Genomic DNA, 17394 nt, shown 5'->3' with positions numbered 1-17394 from the left:
TTTCTCCCGATCACCAATGAAAAGCGGCTTCACTACTCAGTTCAATCAAGTTGACAATTCGTACAAAACGCGCATTCGGGGCATTGGTAAGTACGGGCTTATGCTGGCGTTCATCGGCATTTGTATTGCGCTTTCGCTAATTACTCCCCAGTTTCTAACCGTTCAAAACCTGACAATCATCGTCACCCAGGTGTCCATCAACGCCCTGCTGGCGTTTGGTGTCACGTTCGTCATTATCACGGGCGGCATTGATCTCTCCATTGGCTCCATGGTGGCCGTTACGGGCGTGGTGGCGGCCTTGTTTGCCCATCCCGATACGTATCCGGTGGCTGTGCCGGTACTGGCTGGCCTGTCTGCGGGGTTGGTGTTTGGTGCGTTTAACGGTTTCGTCATCACCCGGAGCAGGGTTCCGCCGTTTATTGTCACGCTGGGCACCATGACCATTGGCCGGGGATTAGCGCTAATTCTGAGCAAAGGCCGTCCAGTATCCAATTTATCAGACTCGTTCAATTTCATTGGTGGCGGTAAAATTGGGGGCGTTCCGATGCTCATTATCATCCTGATTTTGGCGTTTATCATTTGTTCGGGGTTACTCAAAAAGACGGTTATTGGTCGGTATATGTACGCCGTTGGGGGCAACGAACAAGCGGCCAGAGCATCGGGTATTGCCTTAAGCCGGGTGAAAATGGTGGTTTACACGCTGAGCGGAGGATTAGCCGCACTGGCCGGAATCCTACTTACGTCCCGCATCACAACGGGCCAGCCCAACGCCGGAACCGGCTTCGAACTTGATGCCATTGCGGCCGCTATCATCGGCGGAACGAGCACCTCGGGCGGCATCGGAACCATGACCGGAACGCTGATTGGGGCGTTATTAATTGGCGTCATCAGCAACGGCCTGGATCTGCTCAACGTCACGTCTTATTACCAGCAGATCGTGATGGGCATCATTATCATCGGTGCCGTGGTGCTGGACAGTTTGAATCGACCCACTAATTGACTCCTAATGAAACTCAGATCATCGAATCTGCCTGGTATCACGCTACTCGCCGTTAGCCTGCTAATCGGTTGCAGTCAATCTGCGTCCAATGAAAAAGGTCAGGACAACGCAGGAAAGAAACTGATTGTGGGCGTCACCATGCTCAGTATGCAGAATGAATTCATCGTCAACGTACACGACGAAATCGCCAAAAAAGCGCAGGAAACCGGTGTTGAGTTAGTCACCGTCGATGCCGAGCGGTCGGCGCTCAAACAGGTGGAGCAGGTCGAGAGCTTCATTGCGCAGAACGTAGACGCCATCATCATGAATCCCTGCGAGGTGGAAGCCAGTTCGCCCGCCGTGACGAAGGCGCTGGCTGCGAAAATTCCAATTATCAACGTCAACTCGGAGACCAGCGCGAAACCGTCGGCCTTCGTGGGTTCGGATGATGTGGAATCGGCGCGGATTGCTATGAAGTTCATTGCCGACAAGTTAGGGGGGAAAGGCAACGTGCTGATGATGCACGGCTACATGGGTCAGGCTGCCCAGATAAAACGGGAGCAGGGTGCCCGCGAGATCCTGAAGCAGTACCCCGGCCTGAAACTCCTTGCTCACCAGACGGCTGACTGGGACCGGGCTAAGGGCATGTCTCTGATGGAAAACTGGATTCAATCCTACGGCTCACAAATCAACGCGGTGTTTGCCCAAAACGACGAGATGGGCCTGGGAGCCGTGAAAGCACTGACCGATGCGGGTTTGAACGATAAGGTGATTGTTGTGAGCATCGATGCTATTCCCGATGGATTACAGGCCGTAAAAAAAGGCACGTTGGATGCCACGATTTTTCAGAACGCCCAGCAGCAGGGATCGAAAGCTATCGAAACAGCCATCAAAGCCGCCAAAGGTCAGGCGTATGAGAAGCAAACGCTGATTCCGTTTCAGTTAGTCACGAAAGAGAACTTGTCTAACTTTTTGAAATAAACACCGTTGAACCTTCGGGTGGGGTTTGTAGTAGTATTCAGGTAGTAGTAACACTGTAATTTTCCCACTGATACTTCATGACCGTTGACGTTCTGGCCATCGCGGCCCACCCCGATGATATTGAAATGACTTGTGCCGGCACCGTTTTGTCGCTGGTAGCCCAGGGTAAAACCGTTGCTGGTGTCGACCTGACGCGGGGCGAACTCGGCACCCGTGGCACTCCGGAAATTCGACTGAAGGAGTCGGCGGAAGGAGCAAAGCAAATGAAGCTGGTTGCCCGCGAGAACATGGGCTTCCGCGACGCCTTCTTCCGCAACGATGAGGAGCACCAGATGGCCCTGATTCCGATTATCCGGCAGTATCGGCCCCAAATTGTGCTGACTAACGCCCCCGATGACCGCCACCCCGACCACGGCCGGGCGGCTGAATTAGTGATTCAGGCGTGTTTCTACGCCGGTTTGCGGCAAATTAAGACCGTTGGCAAAGACGGGCAGTCGCAGGAAGCTCACCGGCCCAATTTCATTTATCACTTCATCCAGGACCGTTCCTTAACGCCCGACTTTGTGGTCGATGTGTCGCCGTATTGGAATCAAAAATTAGAAGCTATCAAAGCGTACCAGAGCCAGTTTTTTAACCCCGATAGTTCCGAGCCGCAGAGTTACATATCGGGTGAGCCATTCATGAAGTTTCTGGAAGCCCGCACCCGCGAACATGGTCACCGCATCGGGGTAGAATTTGGCGAGGGCTTCATCAGCAAACGGATGCTGGGCATAACGGATTTGTTTGCATTGGTGTAAGGCTATCTACGGCGGCTACTCACCGGTAAATAACGCATCTCGCTGGTGCAAAACACGGGCGAAAAAGTCAAAAGAGGGGGTTGCTGACGATGAGAGTGTCGTTGGCAATCCCCTCTTATCCATGTTGTTTATACTCAGTTTCGTACCACACAATACGAAAAAGTAACCATGCACTGCTGTTCGTGTTGTGTTGACGAACAAACGCTGATTAGCACATCGGTGTCGATAGTGAACTCAGCAACGTGACGTAGTTCAATTATTTTACTAACAATCTCAACGTTCTCTTAATCACTAATTGAAATGACCAATCACATCTTGGAGCATCTGCGCTCTAAATTCACGACGGCTACGGTCAACGATTTAGCTCAGACACTCGATGAAAATCCAGCATCCACCAAGACGGCAGTGGACGGATTGTTGCCCGCTGTAACGGCTGGGGTCATCAACCGATCAAATCAGAGCGATGGCCTTACGCTGATTCATAACCTGCTGAACAATGCCAAGTTCGACTCCGAGAATATGGAGCAGTTAGTCGAAACGCCGGAAGACCGCCAGAAAGCCGCTCAATCGGGTAACGAATTCATGACCAAGCTACACGGGGGGCAAATAGGGCAGTTGGCCCAGGAGACGGCTACCTACAGTGGCATTAAACAAGCATCGGCCAGCACCCTGATTGGTTTGGTCGCGTCGGTGCTGATGGGTTATCTGCATACCCGAATCCGGACGGGGAGTTTAAGCGAAACCCAACTTGCTACACTGTTTCGGGACGAGACCGACGGCATTCGGGCCAGTATCCCAGCCGCCCTCGCTACGGCTGTTGCCTGGTTGCCTACCATTACCCAAACCCGCGTAACAACAACGTCGGTGCCGGTTACGCCCGTTGTTCCGGTCACGCCCGTTGCTCCGGTCACGTCCACCGTGCGCACCGACGATGACGACAACAAAGGGGGGGGCTGGTGGCGCTGGCTGCTACTGGCATTAGGCCTGATTGGTTTGTTTCTGCTGCTGACACGAATGTGTGACCGTGACGAAACCGCGACCACAGATGCTCGCGAGGGAACTGTAGTTAGTGCTGATACAACCGAAACGATTGCCTCTGATACAGATGGAAACGCAGCCGCTTCGGGTCCTGAGGTTCGCGTGGGTGTCGACCTGCCGGGTGGCCGTAAGCTGAACGTGGCTGAAAACTCGTTCAACTTCCAGTTAGCCAAGTTTTTAGCCGTCAAAGGTGGTCAGGTTCCGAAGATATTTACGTTTGACAATCTGACCTTTGAAACCAACTCGGCCCGCATCACAACGGAAGCCCGTCCGAATGTAGACGACCTGATTCAAATTATGCAGGCGTATCCCAGTCTGAACATCCGCATCGAAGGCAACACCGACAGCACCGGTCCTGAATCGCTCAATGATCCATTGTCGGCGGATCGGGCCGATGCTGTCAAAGCTGAGCTGGTGAAAGCGGGTATCGACGCCGGGCGGGTTGCAACGCGCGAGCGGGGCGAGTCGAAGCCGGTAGCAACGAACGAAACGGAAGCGGGTCGTGAGAAAAACCGCCGGATCGACGTAGTTGTCACTAAGTTGTAAGGCGTAATCAGTCACGTACACAAAGAAAATCCCGCTACAGCGGGATTTTCTTTGTGTATTACTTAAGTAAAAGTACCGCAGCTTAACCCTAATAATGCATCCTTACTACACAGTTTTGAGTAACAAATTCCCCGTTGAGAAGTAGGGCAATTGACCGACAAATAGCTTTTGTCTACTATATCTATTGATAATCAATAGTATAGATTATCAACTACGAATGCGGCATGGTTTTGACAGAGATGCGCTCTGGTGAGCGACTGAACTCTCACCTTCTTTTCAACTAACACAAAAAGTAATATGGATCGTGCAACTACGTACACAGAACGCCCGCTAACGGGAGGACTTGCCTTAACGAAGCGCATATCGTGGAGCGCCGTTTTTGCCGGAGTTTTGGTGGCTATTGTCACTCAAATGTTGCTGACACTACTGGGTATTGGTGTCGGGCTAAGTTCAATTGATGCCGTTGATGAGCAAAACCCGGCGGCCGGTCTGGGCATTGGAACCGCCATCTGGTACATCGTCAGCAGTTTGCTGTCGCTGTTTGTGGGTGGTTGGGTAGCCGGTCGGCTGGCCAGCACACCGCGTCTATTCGACGGCGTTATTCACGGCGTACTGACGTGGTGCTTGGTAACGCTCTTTACTGTTTATCTGCTGACAACAGCCGTTGGGCGGATCATTGGTGGAGCCAGCAGTTTAGTGAGCGGTATCGTAAGCAGGGCCAGTTCAGGCATTGCGGCTGCTGCGCCGGGATTAGCAGATCAGGCTCAGGACCAGTTACGTGCCAACGGTGTGGATCTGGACCTCAGCGATCTGAAAAGTGAAGTTAACTAATTGCTGCGCGAAACGGGCAAACCCGGTCTGCGTCCCGAAGCGCTGGAGAATCAGGTTGAACGGGCAGGTGATCAGGCACAGAATGCCGCCGGACGAGCTGCTTCTAATCCGCAGGGAGCCGACGAAACCGCCGATGGTATCATTGACCAGTTCGTGAAACGGGGCGAAGGCGTTGCCGATCAAATCGACCGGAATGCCGCCGTCAACGTAGTTATGAAACGGACGGGCAAAAGCCGGGCCGAAGCCGAACAGGTCGTTGACAACTGGACGAAGACGTATCAGCAGGCGCGTGTTAAGTTTGAACAAACCAAAAAAGAGGCTGAAATCAAGGCCCGTCACGTGGCAGATGATGCTGCCTCGGCCGCGTCGAAGGGGGCCATTTTTGGGTTCCTTGGCTTGCTGATTGGCGTAGCAGCCGCTGGGTACGGAGCTAAAATGGGTACTGATTCCAAGGACGATTATAGCCGGTATGATCGACCTGTGAGCGAGATGCGGTAGTGCAGAATATAGTCCGTAGATCGACGACGCTCAAAAAAGAGGGCTGGCAACGTTGTACCGCTGATACAGACGTTGCTAACATAAAAATAACAGGAAATGTAGAACAAATAGACTTGTTCAACTCTTTTAATAAGGCGTCACCGGTTATTAATAACCGCCCCCCGAAGCATCTGCCACCAATGGATTCAACTCAAGATTTCGACAAGCCCACTGAATTAACTCTTCCCTTTACGCAGGGGTTGACCACGACTGACATCAATACATTTCCAGTTATTGAAGAGCAGTTGCTGGTCGAGAAGCGGGTTGTTGAAACGGGTCGCTTGCTGGTGAACAAAACGGTTGTGGAAGAAGAGCAGACCGTTGATGTGCCGTTAACAACTGAAGCATTCAGTGTGGAGCGGGTCACCATCAATCAATACGTAGATGCCCCCCCGGCGGTGCGTTATGATGGAGACACGACGGTTTTCCCGGTACTGAAAGAAGTACTGATTACCGAAAAACGGTTGTTGCTGGTTGAGGAGGTGCACGTTACCAGGCGGCAGACAACAACCAATGAAACGCAGCGGGTCATGCTTCGCCGGGAGGAGGTGACTGTGCAGCGGGTCGACAGTGAAGAAGGACGCTCGGTTTGATTGTCAAGCCTTCGTTATAAATTAATCTTAATCAATCTTTTCAACGTTAAACTAACAACATCATGGCACTCACAGTAATTGGAGTATTCGACAACGCCAGTGAAGCACAACAGGCAGTAGAAGCATTAGTAAGCGACGGGTTCTCACGCAGCAGCATTGACCTATCCGCAACGCAGACAGATTCGTCTACGTCAACGGGTGGAGATTATGTTCAGGATCGTAACAGGAACACCAGCGGTACGTATGCTGAAGAGGTAGCCGACGACACGAAAGACGTAGGTAGCGGTATCGGTAACTTCTTTAGTTCGCTGTTTGGCGGTGGTGATGATGCCGACCGGTATTCGCGGGTTGGTGACCGGAGTTCGATTGTAACGGTTCATGCTCAGTCGGAAGATGAAGCAGAGCGGGCTGCCGACATTCTGGACGACAACGGCGCTGTCGACGTAAATGAGCGTGATGCTCAATACGGCAGCATGGCAACCGAAACAGGTGTGGCTGGTACGAGTGCTATGGGTTATACGGGTACCACAATGGGCACAACCGACCGCACAGACCTGACGGATATGACCGACCGGGACATGAATACCGGCGATACCATTAAGGTTGTTGAGGAGAATCTGCAGGTAGGTAAGCGCGAGGTTGAAACAGGTGGTGTGCGTGTACGTAGCCGCATTGTTGAGCGTCCGGTTGAAGAAAGCCTTCGTCTGCGTGAAGAGCGCGTAACCGTTACGCGTAATCCAGTGAACCGTCCTGCTACGGAAGCCGATCTGAACGCCTTCCAGGAAGGTCAGATTGAGATGCGTGAGACTGCCGAACGTGCAGTAGTTTCTAAAACGGCCAACGTCGTTGAAGAAATTTCGATTGGCAAAGAAGTAACCGAACACGACGAAGTTATCCGCGATACGGTTCGCAAAACGGAAGTTGACGTTGAGAACCTCGGCACCACAGAAGGCACCGTTCGTACGGAGCGGACCGGCTTTGACACCGACGATACGACGTACTCCACGAAGTAGGTTTTGATAAATTGAATGAATGTCATAGTTTGCTCCTAATGCAACTAACAGGCATTTCATTGAAACGGCAACAAAGCCCGGTCTCAAGTAGACCGGGCTTTGTTCTTTGCTACACAGGCAATCGACTCTGTGCGACTATTTTGTGGCACTGGAGCCAAAAAAAGCTCCCGCCCGATCTAATCGGGCGGGAGCTTACTATTCATAAGGTTGAGTAAACCAGAGAGCACTAATTCATTTTGAAGGCACTTTCAGCTTCGTTGATACCGGATTTAGCTGCGTTAGCGGCATCGTCCACGTTGTCATTATAGGCCGACTTGGCCTGTTGCTTGCTACTGTTGGCGTCGTTCTTAAACTGATCGTAGGTATCTTCTGCTTTGCCCTTATACTGATCGACGGTGTTCTTCACTTGGCCACCAAGCTGATCCACCTGCGATTTCACCTGGTTGATACCTTCATTGAGTTGATCCTGCCAATCTTTAGCACTGCTGGACAGTTTCTCGCGGGTTTCTTTACCACTGCGGGGGGCCGTCAGGTAGCCAATAGCCAAGCCAGTCAATACTCCTTTTATAAAGCTCATGATTTCTGAAGTTAGTTTGTTCAATTAACTAATACTCTTACTATACCTTAAAAACTGTGCCACAGCATACGATGGTCAATAAGATGTTGATTCATAGCTGATTGTTTTTTGAAAACGTATTGCTTCGCAAATCAATACAAGTTTAGTTGAGTAGTTTTTTCTACACAGTGGGGGTTAAATGCCGCTCATTCGTAACCAGCCGAAACTTGCTGCCAAAAGGTGTTGAACAAACAGGGTTATTTCTGACTTACTGGTGTTGCTGAATATTGACTAACGAAAAATGCCACCGCCAAAAGGCAGTGGCACTCCTACTTGTTCACTTTGTTGACTCAGCGTTTCTCCGCTAATAGCTCCCGGATGTCGCTGATGATTTTTCCGGCGAGATGGTCGGCGGTGGCCAGCGTTTCCGACTCAGAGTAGATGCGGATGATCGGCTCGGTATTCGACTTGCGCAGGTGAACCCACTCCTTGTCGAACTCAATTTTAACGCCGTCGATGGTGTTGATTGGATTCCGGGCGTACTTAGCCTGAATTCGTTCCAGCACCGCATCAACGTCGATGTCCGGCGTAAGCTCAATCTTGTTTTTAGAGATGTAATAGTTCGGGTACGTCCGCCTGAGCATCGAGGCCGATTTGCCGAACCGGGCCAGATGGGTCAGGAATAAGGCAATGCCCACCAGCGCGTCGCGGCCGTAGTGCAGGGTAGGATAAATGATGCCGCCGTTGCCCTCGCCCCCAATGCTGGCATCATGGGCCTTCATCATCTCAACCACGTTTACCTCACCCACCGCCGATGCAAAATGCTGCCCACCGTGTTTTTGGGTTATGTCGCGCAGGGCCACCGTACTCGACAAGTTCGAGACGGTGTTGCGGGACTGTTCTGATTTGTCACTGCTGTTTTTGAGGACGTAATCAGCCACCGCTACCAGCGTGTACTCCTCGCCAAACGGCGACCCATCTTCGCAAATTAGCGCCAGTCGGTCCACGTCGGGGTCAACGACAATGCCGAGATCGGCCGCGCCTTTTTCCATCTCTTTGATGATGTCGCGCAGGTTTTCGGGCAGCGGTTCGGGGTTATGGGCGAAATTGCCCGTTGGTTCGCAGTGCAGTTTGGTGATTTGCTCAACGCCCAGCGCTTCCAGCAACAGGGGTACGGCTAATCCACCCGTCGAATTGACGGCATCGACCACCACCCGGAAATTGCGTTTGGCGATGGCGTCGCGGTCAACCAGGGGTAGGGCCAGAATCTGGTCGATGTGTTTTTGCAGCCACGTATCGTCGGTCCGGTAGCGACCTAATTTACGCACTTCGGCAAAATCGAACGACTCTGCCTCGGCAATGGTCAGTACGTCGGTCCCATCCTGAGCCGAAATAAATTCACCGGCTTCGTTGAGCAGCTTGAGTGCGTTCCACTGAATGGGGTTATGGCTGGCGGTCAGAATAATACCGCCCGATGCGCCTTCGCCCGTTACGGCCAGTTCAACGGTTGGCGTAGTCGACAGGCCCAGGTCAATCACACTCAGGCCGAGACCCTGCAGGGTAGCTGCAACCAGTTTAGAGACCATCTCGCCCGACAGCCGCCCGTCGCGCCCAATCACAACCACCTGACGGTCAGGGTTACGGTGACGGAGCCATTGCCCAAAAGCAGCCGTAAATTTCACTACGTCCAACGGTGTCAGTCCATCGCCACTGCGCCCTCCAATTGTTCCTCGAATTCCGGAAATAGACTTAATTAATGCCACGCTGATGGGTTAGGTAAATGCCCTTATAAGTCCACAAAGATAGTCGGCAATGGGCAGAAAACGGACAAAATGCGGTTCAGTTCATGGGTCTTGTCTGATCTTGGGCAAGGCTGGGCTGACGATCAGGCTACACCACGTTCGATCCGGTGTGGTACTCATAAAAATGTTAATTCCGACCGGAGGACCGAGTTGGCCCGGCCGCTGAACGTACCGCTGATGGGTGCGGCTAAGTCAGGTTTGGCAGTGGAGGTTAAAAAGACGTGCCGGTTAACCACCACCGAGCCTTCGGTGGGGTCGAAGCCGCGCCAGCCCGCGCCGGGCAGATACACCTCCGCCCAGGCATGAAGCTGATGCTCCTGTTGAGGGTTGCCCAGTAGGTAGCCGCTCACAAACCGGGCCGCAATGCCCATGCTTCGGCAGGCGGCAATGAACAGGGTGGTATAATCGCGGCAGGAGCCTTTGCAAAGCGTCAGTGTCTGTTCGGGGGGGAAAGGAGCGCCCAGTTCGCGCACTTCATACGTGAACTCACGAATGGTTTGGTTCAGGGCCATCAAAAACGCGGTTGTCTGCCAGGCGGCCCCGGCTGCAATCTGCTCCGCCCAGTGCCTAACCTTAATCGACATGCCAACCTGCTCCAGATACGGCTGTAGCAGGTCTTCTACAGATTTCGGGTAGTGAAACGGCACCCGTTGCGTGTCGAAAGGAAACAGGACAAAGTCGAACGAGTTGAATTCGTCAGACTGAACTTCCATCTCAGCCGTTACGCTCAGATGGCGGGTGGGATGGTCGAAATAAACCAACTGCTGCACGTTACCCTCCACGTCAATGTTGCGCACAATACGCGACGGTTTTGGGTCAATCGTTAGTTCGTAAGCCAGCAACCGCTGGTAGGGGTATGCTCGCGGGTAGAGATACAACGTTTGCGGACCGAGCGCAACCGGGTAATCGTAGGTGTACTCGGATTCGTGGCGAACGTGGATGTGCATAGGGTGGGGAAACTGGTTAATGAATAATGAGTAATGTATAATGACAACCGGGCGTCCAGTGTTCATTATTCGTTAACCATTCTCCATTAAACTTTACTCCTGACTTTATCAAAAATGGGGTCCATCCAGTACGTTGGCAGTTTACGGACCGAATTGCTCAGTAAGGCACTCCACTGATGTGACACCTCCTCCATATCCTCTTTTTCGAGCCGGTACTCGGTCATGTGAAAACTGTCTTTTGGGTAGACAACAATATCTAAGGGATAGTCTACATCGTTGGCGCTGACGCGGGTAGCGTCAAACGCCAGAAAGCCGATTTTCAGCGCATCCTGTAGACTGGTTTCGTACGATAAATTTCTGAATAATAAGGGTTTGCCGTAGCCGGAGTTGCCAATTATTTTGAATGGCGACCCCTGATCGACCTCCACCCAGTTGCCTTCGGGATACAGCATAAACAGCTTGTGCTCCTCGTCGTTTTCCAACTGCCCACCAACAATGGCGTTCAGGTTGAAGTTCATTCCACTGGCTGTGATGGCGGCTTTGTCTTCCTGCGCTACCCGCCGGACCTGTTCGCCGAAAGCATTTACTGCTTTGTAAAGCTTGTTGAACGATTGGTCACGCTCGGCGAGCACTTCCCTGAAGTATGTAATTGCCTTGTCGCGCACCGAGCGCAGGCCCGATGTCATAACGAAGAGGGAGTGATTTTCAACTTCGTGAACCGAAATTTTGCGATTCGACGATACCTCCGTACCCGAAGTCAGGCGCCTGTCGGCGATTGCAATCAAACCCGACGCGACTTTGATACCTAAACAATACGTCATTCTAAACAGAGGGAACCAGGGTTTACAGCAGACAAATATACAGGTTGCCCCCGTTTTTGTTCGATTGCACGGCCGTTTTCTCAGAAAAGGCTCCCGTCGATCCCCTGTTGTCGAGCTGGCCGAGCCACGTTATGGGGTTGCTATTCGCAGATCGGTACGCGCTTCGTCGTCTTCGCCTTTGTTGGTTCCGTTATTGATCGTTGAGTCGGAATCGGGCTGATCGGCAGCGGTAATCTGAGCCTTGTTTTCAACCGTTCCGGTCCCGCCCGCCCTGGCAACAAACGTCAGCGTAACTGCTTGTCCACTTGCCAAACTACCAACTGTTCCCGCTACAACCTGACCGCTCCCGGTCATACCCGATGCCGAACTGACAAACTGAAACCCGGTTGGCAGCTCATTTTGGAGACTGATTCCCGTAGCCGAGAGCCCGCCCCGGTTAGAGACCGTCAGCGTGATAGTCACCAACTCGTTCGCCGTCAAAACACGGCTGCTCGTTTGCATTGTCAGGCTGAGGTCAGCTTTGTCAGACGCGGCTGGGGGCTGATTGGATTGCACAGGCGGCAGGGGCGTTTGGTTGGGGTTTGGCGACGCATACAACGCCAGCGCACCCGTCGATTTGGTGCGCAGATCGACCGATGCGGCATCGTCCTGTCCATCGCCGGTGCCCGACCCCGGCTGACTGTCGGGGTCAATATTGACAACGGCACCTACCTCGGCCGCGTTCTGATAAACGGCTGGTGCGGTCAGGCGGGCAACGTACCGGCGGCTAACCGCACTGCCTCCAGGAATGACCGCTACCGTGCCGCTCACAACGCCATTGGCAACGGCCAATCCATCGGCCGACGACACAAACGTCAGGTTATCCGGCAGGCGGTTCTGCATGGACACGTTGCGTGCGTCGCAGGCGCTTTCGTTGCGCACTGTCAGTGTGAACGTTACCGTATCGCCCACAACGGGGGTTCGGCGGCTAACCCGCATCGACAGCGATAGGTCGGTTCCGGCTAAACTAATTGTTTTTGAAACGGTATTTGACAGGCATCCGTACACGGCATTCTGCGCTTGCAGCGTGTACGCATTCGGCGACGTGACCGTGATGGATGGCGTCATTGCTCCCGTGCTCCATCGGTTCAGGTCTGCGCTGTTGGAAGACGTTAGCGTTAGACCGCTGCTCTGGCAGATTACCGATGCGCTACCCGTGGTCGTAATCGTTGGCGTTGGCGGGCGTACGCTGCCGGGAACTGTTACGGCGGGTGGAAAGTATTCTTTTTTCTGGGCGTTGCGCAGCCGGGCCGAATACGTACCCGCACCAACGGTGAGGCTTTGGGCGGTGCTGCCCGTGTCCCAACTGTATGAATAGCTACCGGGCTGGGTGAGTTGAAGCTGGTTGCCGCTGGCGCAGGCAATGCTGGCTAACGGCTGTAACTCGGCCATGTAGGGTGTGATAGACTGAAGGTATTGGTCGGTGATGGCATCGGCCCACAACGTGCCCGCCCGGTACTGACCTGCTGCTGAGTAATGAACGCCGTCGGGCCGTTCCTCAACCGACGTCATCACGTCGAGGTCGGGTCCCTGGTAGGTTCGGTAAGCCGGATTGTGCGAAACATCGTACTGCGCATTTCGGACGTTTTGAAATGGTCCGTTTACAGTTGATGACAGGGCGATGATCCAAGCTAAATCGGGTTTGTTAAATTCGGTCTTCGCCTTGTCGATTACCCCATAGTAGTGCGTTTTTATCTGGTCGGTCGTGTTGGCCCGGTCGTTTTCGCCGTGCAGAACCAGCATCGCCCGAATACCCGTTGAGGGAACGTAGAGGTTCATCAGGTTACGCGTATTCACAAACGGCATCCGAAGGGAGTACTTGATAAATCCGTGATCGAACGGAATGTCGTAGGCCGCTTTATAATTGTACTCCATGTTGGAGCCGCCAAAGCCCGCGTTGTAGATCAAAATCGGTACGTTGATGCGCTGCGCCAGTACGTCGCCCATCCGGCCCCAGTTCCACGCCACTTTGGCGAAGGGCGACATACCGCTATAGGTCGTCAATTGGGAGAAAGCCGTCAGGCCGGGTAAGATGCTGGTGTTGGCCGTCAGTTCGTACTGGTAAAATTCGGGTGTACCCGTAATGAGACCCACAACCGTAACGCGGTCGTCGACGGCACCCTCGCGGGTTACGCACTTGTCTTCGCCATTGATAATGCAACTGGACCCCTGGGCGTTGGAGTGCCCCATAATTGCAAACACTTCGCCTATGCCAAAGCGGGACACACTGTCGGTGGCCACGACCTGCCCATTGCGCATTCCCCGCACTTCAATTCGATACCAGCCTCCTGATGCCGTCAGTGTGCCATTAAACTGCCCGTTGGTCGGACTGGCCTGCAGCGTAGCCCAATTGGTGCTGGTGCCCTGACCGGCCACGCGGGCCACCAGCCGGGCCTCAACGGCATCCAATGGCTGGGCGTAGCTGCCCGCAATCTGAACAGTGGCCTGATTGGTGTTGTTACGCTGGATAACCATCCGGTTCAACGGAAACGTAACATCGAACTGTCCAGACGCTTCACCAGCGCATACAATACCGATGATGAATACAGTGATGGCTACGGTGAGTGAGCGGAAATGTATGTTCATAATGAATAAAGCAGATAAAGCTATTAAAACAAATCACTATATGACACTAAATAACGGTGTTTTAGGTGTAATTAGTTACTAAATTAGGTAAACAAAACCTTATCAACCACAGTACTGTTCATTTTTGCGGATCTGGCATAAATAAATCAGTGAGGATTGAAGAACGCATTGATCCAGAATAGGTCGTCAGCTACGAGCCTGCTGCTGCCCGGTTTGGTAGGGCAATGGGGAGATTTCGGCGATAACCGTTTGTTTTTGGTATTCCTTTGGTTTACTTTGTCCATAAGAAGGTGCTCAACCCCTTCGCCAATGCGCAATGAACTTTGACGACGAGGACGACGACGATAACTTCATGGACTGGGACGGTTTCGACGAGGATTACGATCCCCAGGAGGCTCGTGCTGAGATGGAAGCGGAGAATCGGCGGATCAAGAACCTGCCCATTCTGCGCAAAGCTAATGAGCTTATGGAACTGACGCAAGCGATTGTCGAGACCATTAATAAAGAGGAAGACGTGCTGATGATGCACGAGCAGATGCTGGCCAATGCCATGATGCTGGCTCCTAAAATCGTTGGCGCTGAAGGGGGCGATCTCTACACGCTGCGCATGGAAAATGCCGTCATCATCAAAATGCACGCCCGCGAACTGCTGGCTCAGACATCCTACTGCAAAGCCGAAAAACTGGCTCAAACGGCTTATCTGAACGTGCTGCGCGAAGAAATTGAGCAGTTTCGCCTGCTGTTTGTGGAGTGGGTCAATAACTTCGACAAAGACAATGATGCTCCCGACGACTGGGGCCTGTTTTACTGAGTGTCTAAGCAAATTCTGCTTGACTGCTTAAGTATTGAAGCGTATTTAGTTTTGACCGGGCCGCCGGAGCGGTGTACATGCAATTAAGCTGTTAAGCCGCAAACACTTAAAACTTTAGACTAATTTTTCTGAGTGCTTATGAGGCTTGCTTTACGCTTTGTTCTTTCAACTCTTCTCCACTGCGGTCAGGTAGTTGCCTTTGTCAGTCTGTTGTTAGCTAATGGGTCAGCCCACGCCGACGATACCACCCCGGCCAACGCACCCGCCGTACTGTCGGTTTCGGTTAGTTCGGCCCTAATCTGCGCCGGAACCAGCACCACCCTGACGGCTTCGGGCTGCGAGGCCACCGGAATCGTTCGCTGGTCAACCGCCCAGACGGGCAGCAGCATTGTTGTTGCACCGGGTCAAACGACAACCTACACCGCTACCTGCTCAATAACAACACCGCCCGCTACCGGCACTGGTGTCGGCACGGTTACCACAACGACGGCTACCGCCACGGTGTCGGTTCGTCCGTCTATTGCCATCAATACGCAGTTGGTTCCAGTTTCCTGTTCGGGACGGAGCGACGGCCAGATTACCATCGGGGCCAGCGGTGGCACCGGCGCACTCCAGTTCCAGTTCAATGAGCAGGCATTTCAGGCGGGGAATTCCCTGGTCGGCCTGAAGGCCGGAACGTATCCGGTTGCGGTGCGTGACGCGGTGGGCTGCGTGTCGCGGGTTACTGCCGAGGTTAAAGAACCACTTCCGGTGAACGTTACCGTCACGGCCGTGGGAGCCAAGTGCGTTGGCGGTGCCGACGGTGGATTGATTGCCGTGGGGTCGGGTGGTGCGGGTGACTATCGGTATTCGTTGAACGAGGGTCCACTTCAGGCAGGTGGCACGTTTTTCGACCTGAAAGCCAACACGGCCTATTCATTATTGGTGGTAGACAAACAAGGCTGTGTGCTGCGAAAGCCGGTCGAAATTGGCGCACCAACACCCTTTGCTATCAAACCGGCTATCCGCCCGGCCCGGTGCGCAGGAGCGTCCGACGGCAGTATTAGTTTATCGGTCGAAGGCGGCAAAGGTCCTTATCAATATCAGATTGGCACGGCCCCACTGCAAGCGGGTACGTTGTTTACGGGTTTGGCGGCCAGCACCTATGAAATAACCGTGCAGGATGCCAACGGATGCCAGGGGAAAGCCAGCGTTATTGTGGATCAGCCCGCCCCGCTCAATGTGCTATCTACCGTTAAGCCGGTCAATTGTTTCGGCCCCAACAGCGGTACCATTACACTGACGCCTGCCGGGGGCACGGGCGTGGTGACCTATCAATTAGCATCGGGCAGACCTCCTCAGGCCAGTAACGTATTTACGGGTGTCGGCGTTGGTGAGTATACCATTGTTGGCACGGATGCGAACGGCTGCACGAGCGTTAGTTCAACTACGGTAGTTAAGTCGGAGCCGCTGGTGGTGAAAGCCGCCGTTGTACCGGCGGCCTGCTGCGTGTGCCCAACGGGGGCGGTGCAGTTGACAAGCACGGGCGGCACGGGTGTTATCCGCCAGTTTCAGGTAGCCGGGCAACCTTACCAGCCCGCCAGCCAGATTGCCGATCTTCGTCCCAATACCTACCGGTTCCGGGTGATCGATGAAGTGGGTTGTACCGATTCCATTGCGGTTTCTGTGACGGATGCATCGGCCATGACACTCTCGAATGGGATGATCAAAAATGTTTCCTGCACGGGGGGTACGAATGGCGGAGCGACCGTGCAGGTGGCGGGCGGCACAAAGCCCTTCACCTATTACTGGATGACGGAACGCCGGGATACCCTCAGAAGCTTCACGGCGACACAAACTGGCCTGTCCGAGGGCACCTATACGGTGAGCGTCGTGGATAGCAACCGCTGCACCACGGCCACCGCATTTGTGTCGATGAAGGCGCAAAATCAGACGCCGTTCAAACCCACCATCACGCAGTCGGGCGGGACGCTGCTGGCCGATTTCTACACCACGGGTATTCAGTGGTACGTCCGCACGGGCAGCGACTCCGCCAGGGCCGTTGCCAACGCAACTCAGCCCACGCTGGCGCCCTTTGCCAGTGGCCAGTACTACATTATTATTACCGATAACGGCTGCTTATCGCCCCCATCGAACGCCATCGACTTTATTCTGACGGCCCTGAACGAACCCGTAACGACTTTCTCGGTGCGGGTTGTGCCAAATCCGGTTCGGAATCGGCTGCGGGTGGAGATCGAACAGGCGGAGCGGTTGGCGGTGGGCATTGGCTTGCTCGACGCATCGGGCCGGGCGGTGCGGCAGTATCAGCTACCGGCCTTCACGGGCAAAAAGTCGGCTGAGTGGCCATTGGCAGATCTCCCGGCTGGTACGTATCTGCTCAAAGCCGATGCCGGGGACCGGCGGGTGATGAGCCGGGTCGTGGTGGAGTGATCTAACCCTGCAAGGTCTTTGAGACCTTACAGGGTTGACCGGTCAAACAGCTTTAGAACTGGTTTACCGTGCAACCGACGAGACTAT

General features: G+C 53.6%; 15 protein-coding genes. 10 read left to right on the top strand and 5 right to left on the bottom strand.

The genetic code is table 11. The annotated features are described in order from the left end of the window. The first annotated feature begins 16 nt into the window (after positions 1-16). From ACYVHB_RS07905 to ACYVHB_RS07870, 8 genes are all read left to right on the top strand, one after another. Positions 17-1000, top strand: coding sequence for an ABC transporter permease (locus tag ACYVHB_RS07905; protein WP_461051161.1), 984 nt, complete (start codon positions 17-19; stop codon positions 998-1000). Between the two features lie 6 nt (positions 1001-1006). Continuing rightward, positions 1007-1960, top strand: coding sequence for a sugar ABC transporter substrate-binding protein (locus tag ACYVHB_RS07900; protein WP_461051160.1), 954 nt, complete (start codon positions 1007-1009; stop codon positions 1958-1960). A gap of 77 nt (positions 1961-2037) precedes the next feature. After that, on the top strand, positions 2038-2757 hold the full coding sequence (gene bshB1 / locus ACYVHB_RS07895; RefSeq protein ID WP_461051159.1) for a bacillithiol biosynthesis deacetylase BshB1: 720 nt from the start codon (positions 2038-2040) through the stop codon (positions 2755-2757). 300 nt (positions 2758-3057) lie between these two features. Then, on the top strand, positions 3058-4341 hold the full coding sequence (locus tag ACYVHB_RS07890; protein WP_461051158.1) for an OmpA family protein: 1284 nt from the start codon (positions 3058-3060) through the stop codon (positions 4339-4341). A gap of 297 nt (positions 4342-4638) precedes the next feature. Further along, positions 4639-5172: a hypothetical protein gene (locus tag ACYVHB_RS07885; protein WP_461051157.1), complete on the top strand. Its 534-nt coding sequence runs from the start codon at positions 4639-4641 to the stop codon at positions 5170-5172. Beyond that, entirely contained in the window at positions 5173-5670 is a 498-nt protein-coding gene (locus ACYVHB_RS07880) for a hypothetical protein (protein WP_461051156.1), read from the top strand. It abuts the gene before it with no gap. A 179-nt stretch (positions 5671-5849) separates the two neighbouring features. Then, positions 5850-6302, top strand: coding sequence for a YsnF/AvaK domain-containing protein (locus tag ACYVHB_RS07875; protein ID WP_461051155.1), 453 nt, complete (start codon positions 5850-5852; stop codon positions 6300-6302). A 62-nt stretch (positions 6303-6364) separates the two neighbouring features. Beyond that, on the top strand, positions 6365-7315 hold the full coding sequence (locus ACYVHB_RS07870; protein ID WP_461051154.1) for a YsnF/AvaK domain-containing protein: 951 nt from the start codon (positions 6365-6367) through the stop codon (positions 7313-7315). A gap of 226 nt (positions 7316-7541) precedes the next feature. On the opposite strand, the gene ACYVHB_RS07865 is transcribed toward ACYVHB_RS07870, so the two are convergent. The 5 genes from ACYVHB_RS07865 to ACYVHB_RS07845 form a co-directional block, all read right to left on the bottom strand. Next, entirely contained in the window at positions 7542-7892 is a 351-nt protein-coding gene (locus ACYVHB_RS07865; protein WP_461051153.1) for a YtxH domain-containing protein, read from the bottom strand. A 329-nt stretch (positions 7893-8221) separates the two neighbouring features. Beyond that, on the bottom strand, positions 8222-9634 hold the full coding sequence (gene glmM, locus ACYVHB_RS07860) for a phosphoglucosamine mutase (protein ID WP_461051152.1): 1413 nt from the start codon (positions 9632-9634) through the stop codon (positions 8222-8224). Positions 9635-9789: 155 nt separating this feature from the next. After that, positions 9790-10620 carry a transglutaminase family protein gene (locus tag ACYVHB_RS07855; RefSeq protein ID WP_461051151.1) on the bottom strand — a complete coding sequence of 277 codons (831 nt, stop codon included), beginning with the start codon at positions 10618-10620 and terminating at the stop codon, positions 9790-9792. Between the two features lie 86 nt (positions 10621-10706). After that, positions 10707-11441: a peptidase gene (locus tag ACYVHB_RS07850; protein WP_461051150.1), complete on the bottom strand. Its 735-nt coding sequence runs from the start codon at positions 11439-11441 to the stop codon at positions 10707-10709. A 129-nt stretch (positions 11442-11570) separates the two neighbouring features. Then, positions 11571-14066, bottom strand: a complete 2496-nt coding sequence (locus ACYVHB_RS07845) for a DUF11 domain-containing protein (protein WP_461051149.1) — start codon at positions 14064-14066, stop codon at positions 11571-11573. Positions 14067-14382: 316 nt separating this feature from the next. On the opposite strand from ACYVHB_RS07845, the gene ACYVHB_RS07840 reads away from it, so the two are divergent. Both ACYVHB_RS07840 and ACYVHB_RS07835 read left to right on the top strand, forming a co-directional pair. Beyond that, positions 14383-14877 (top strand): hypothetical protein, encoded by a 495-nt coding sequence (locus tag ACYVHB_RS07840; RefSeq protein ID WP_080241076.1) that lies wholly within the window; start codon positions 14383-14385, stop codon positions 14875-14877. 138 nt (positions 14878-15015) lie between these two features. Beyond that, positions 15016-17307: a T9SS type A sorting domain-containing protein gene (locus tag ACYVHB_RS07835; RefSeq protein ID WP_461051148.1), complete on the top strand. Its 2292-nt coding sequence runs from the start codon at positions 15016-15018 to the stop codon at positions 17305-17307. Positions 17308-17394 lie beyond the last annotated feature (87 nt).

Source organism: Spirosoma arcticum (assembly GCF_054779955.1).
This window is presented reverse-complemented; position numbering and strand designations above follow the sequence as displayed.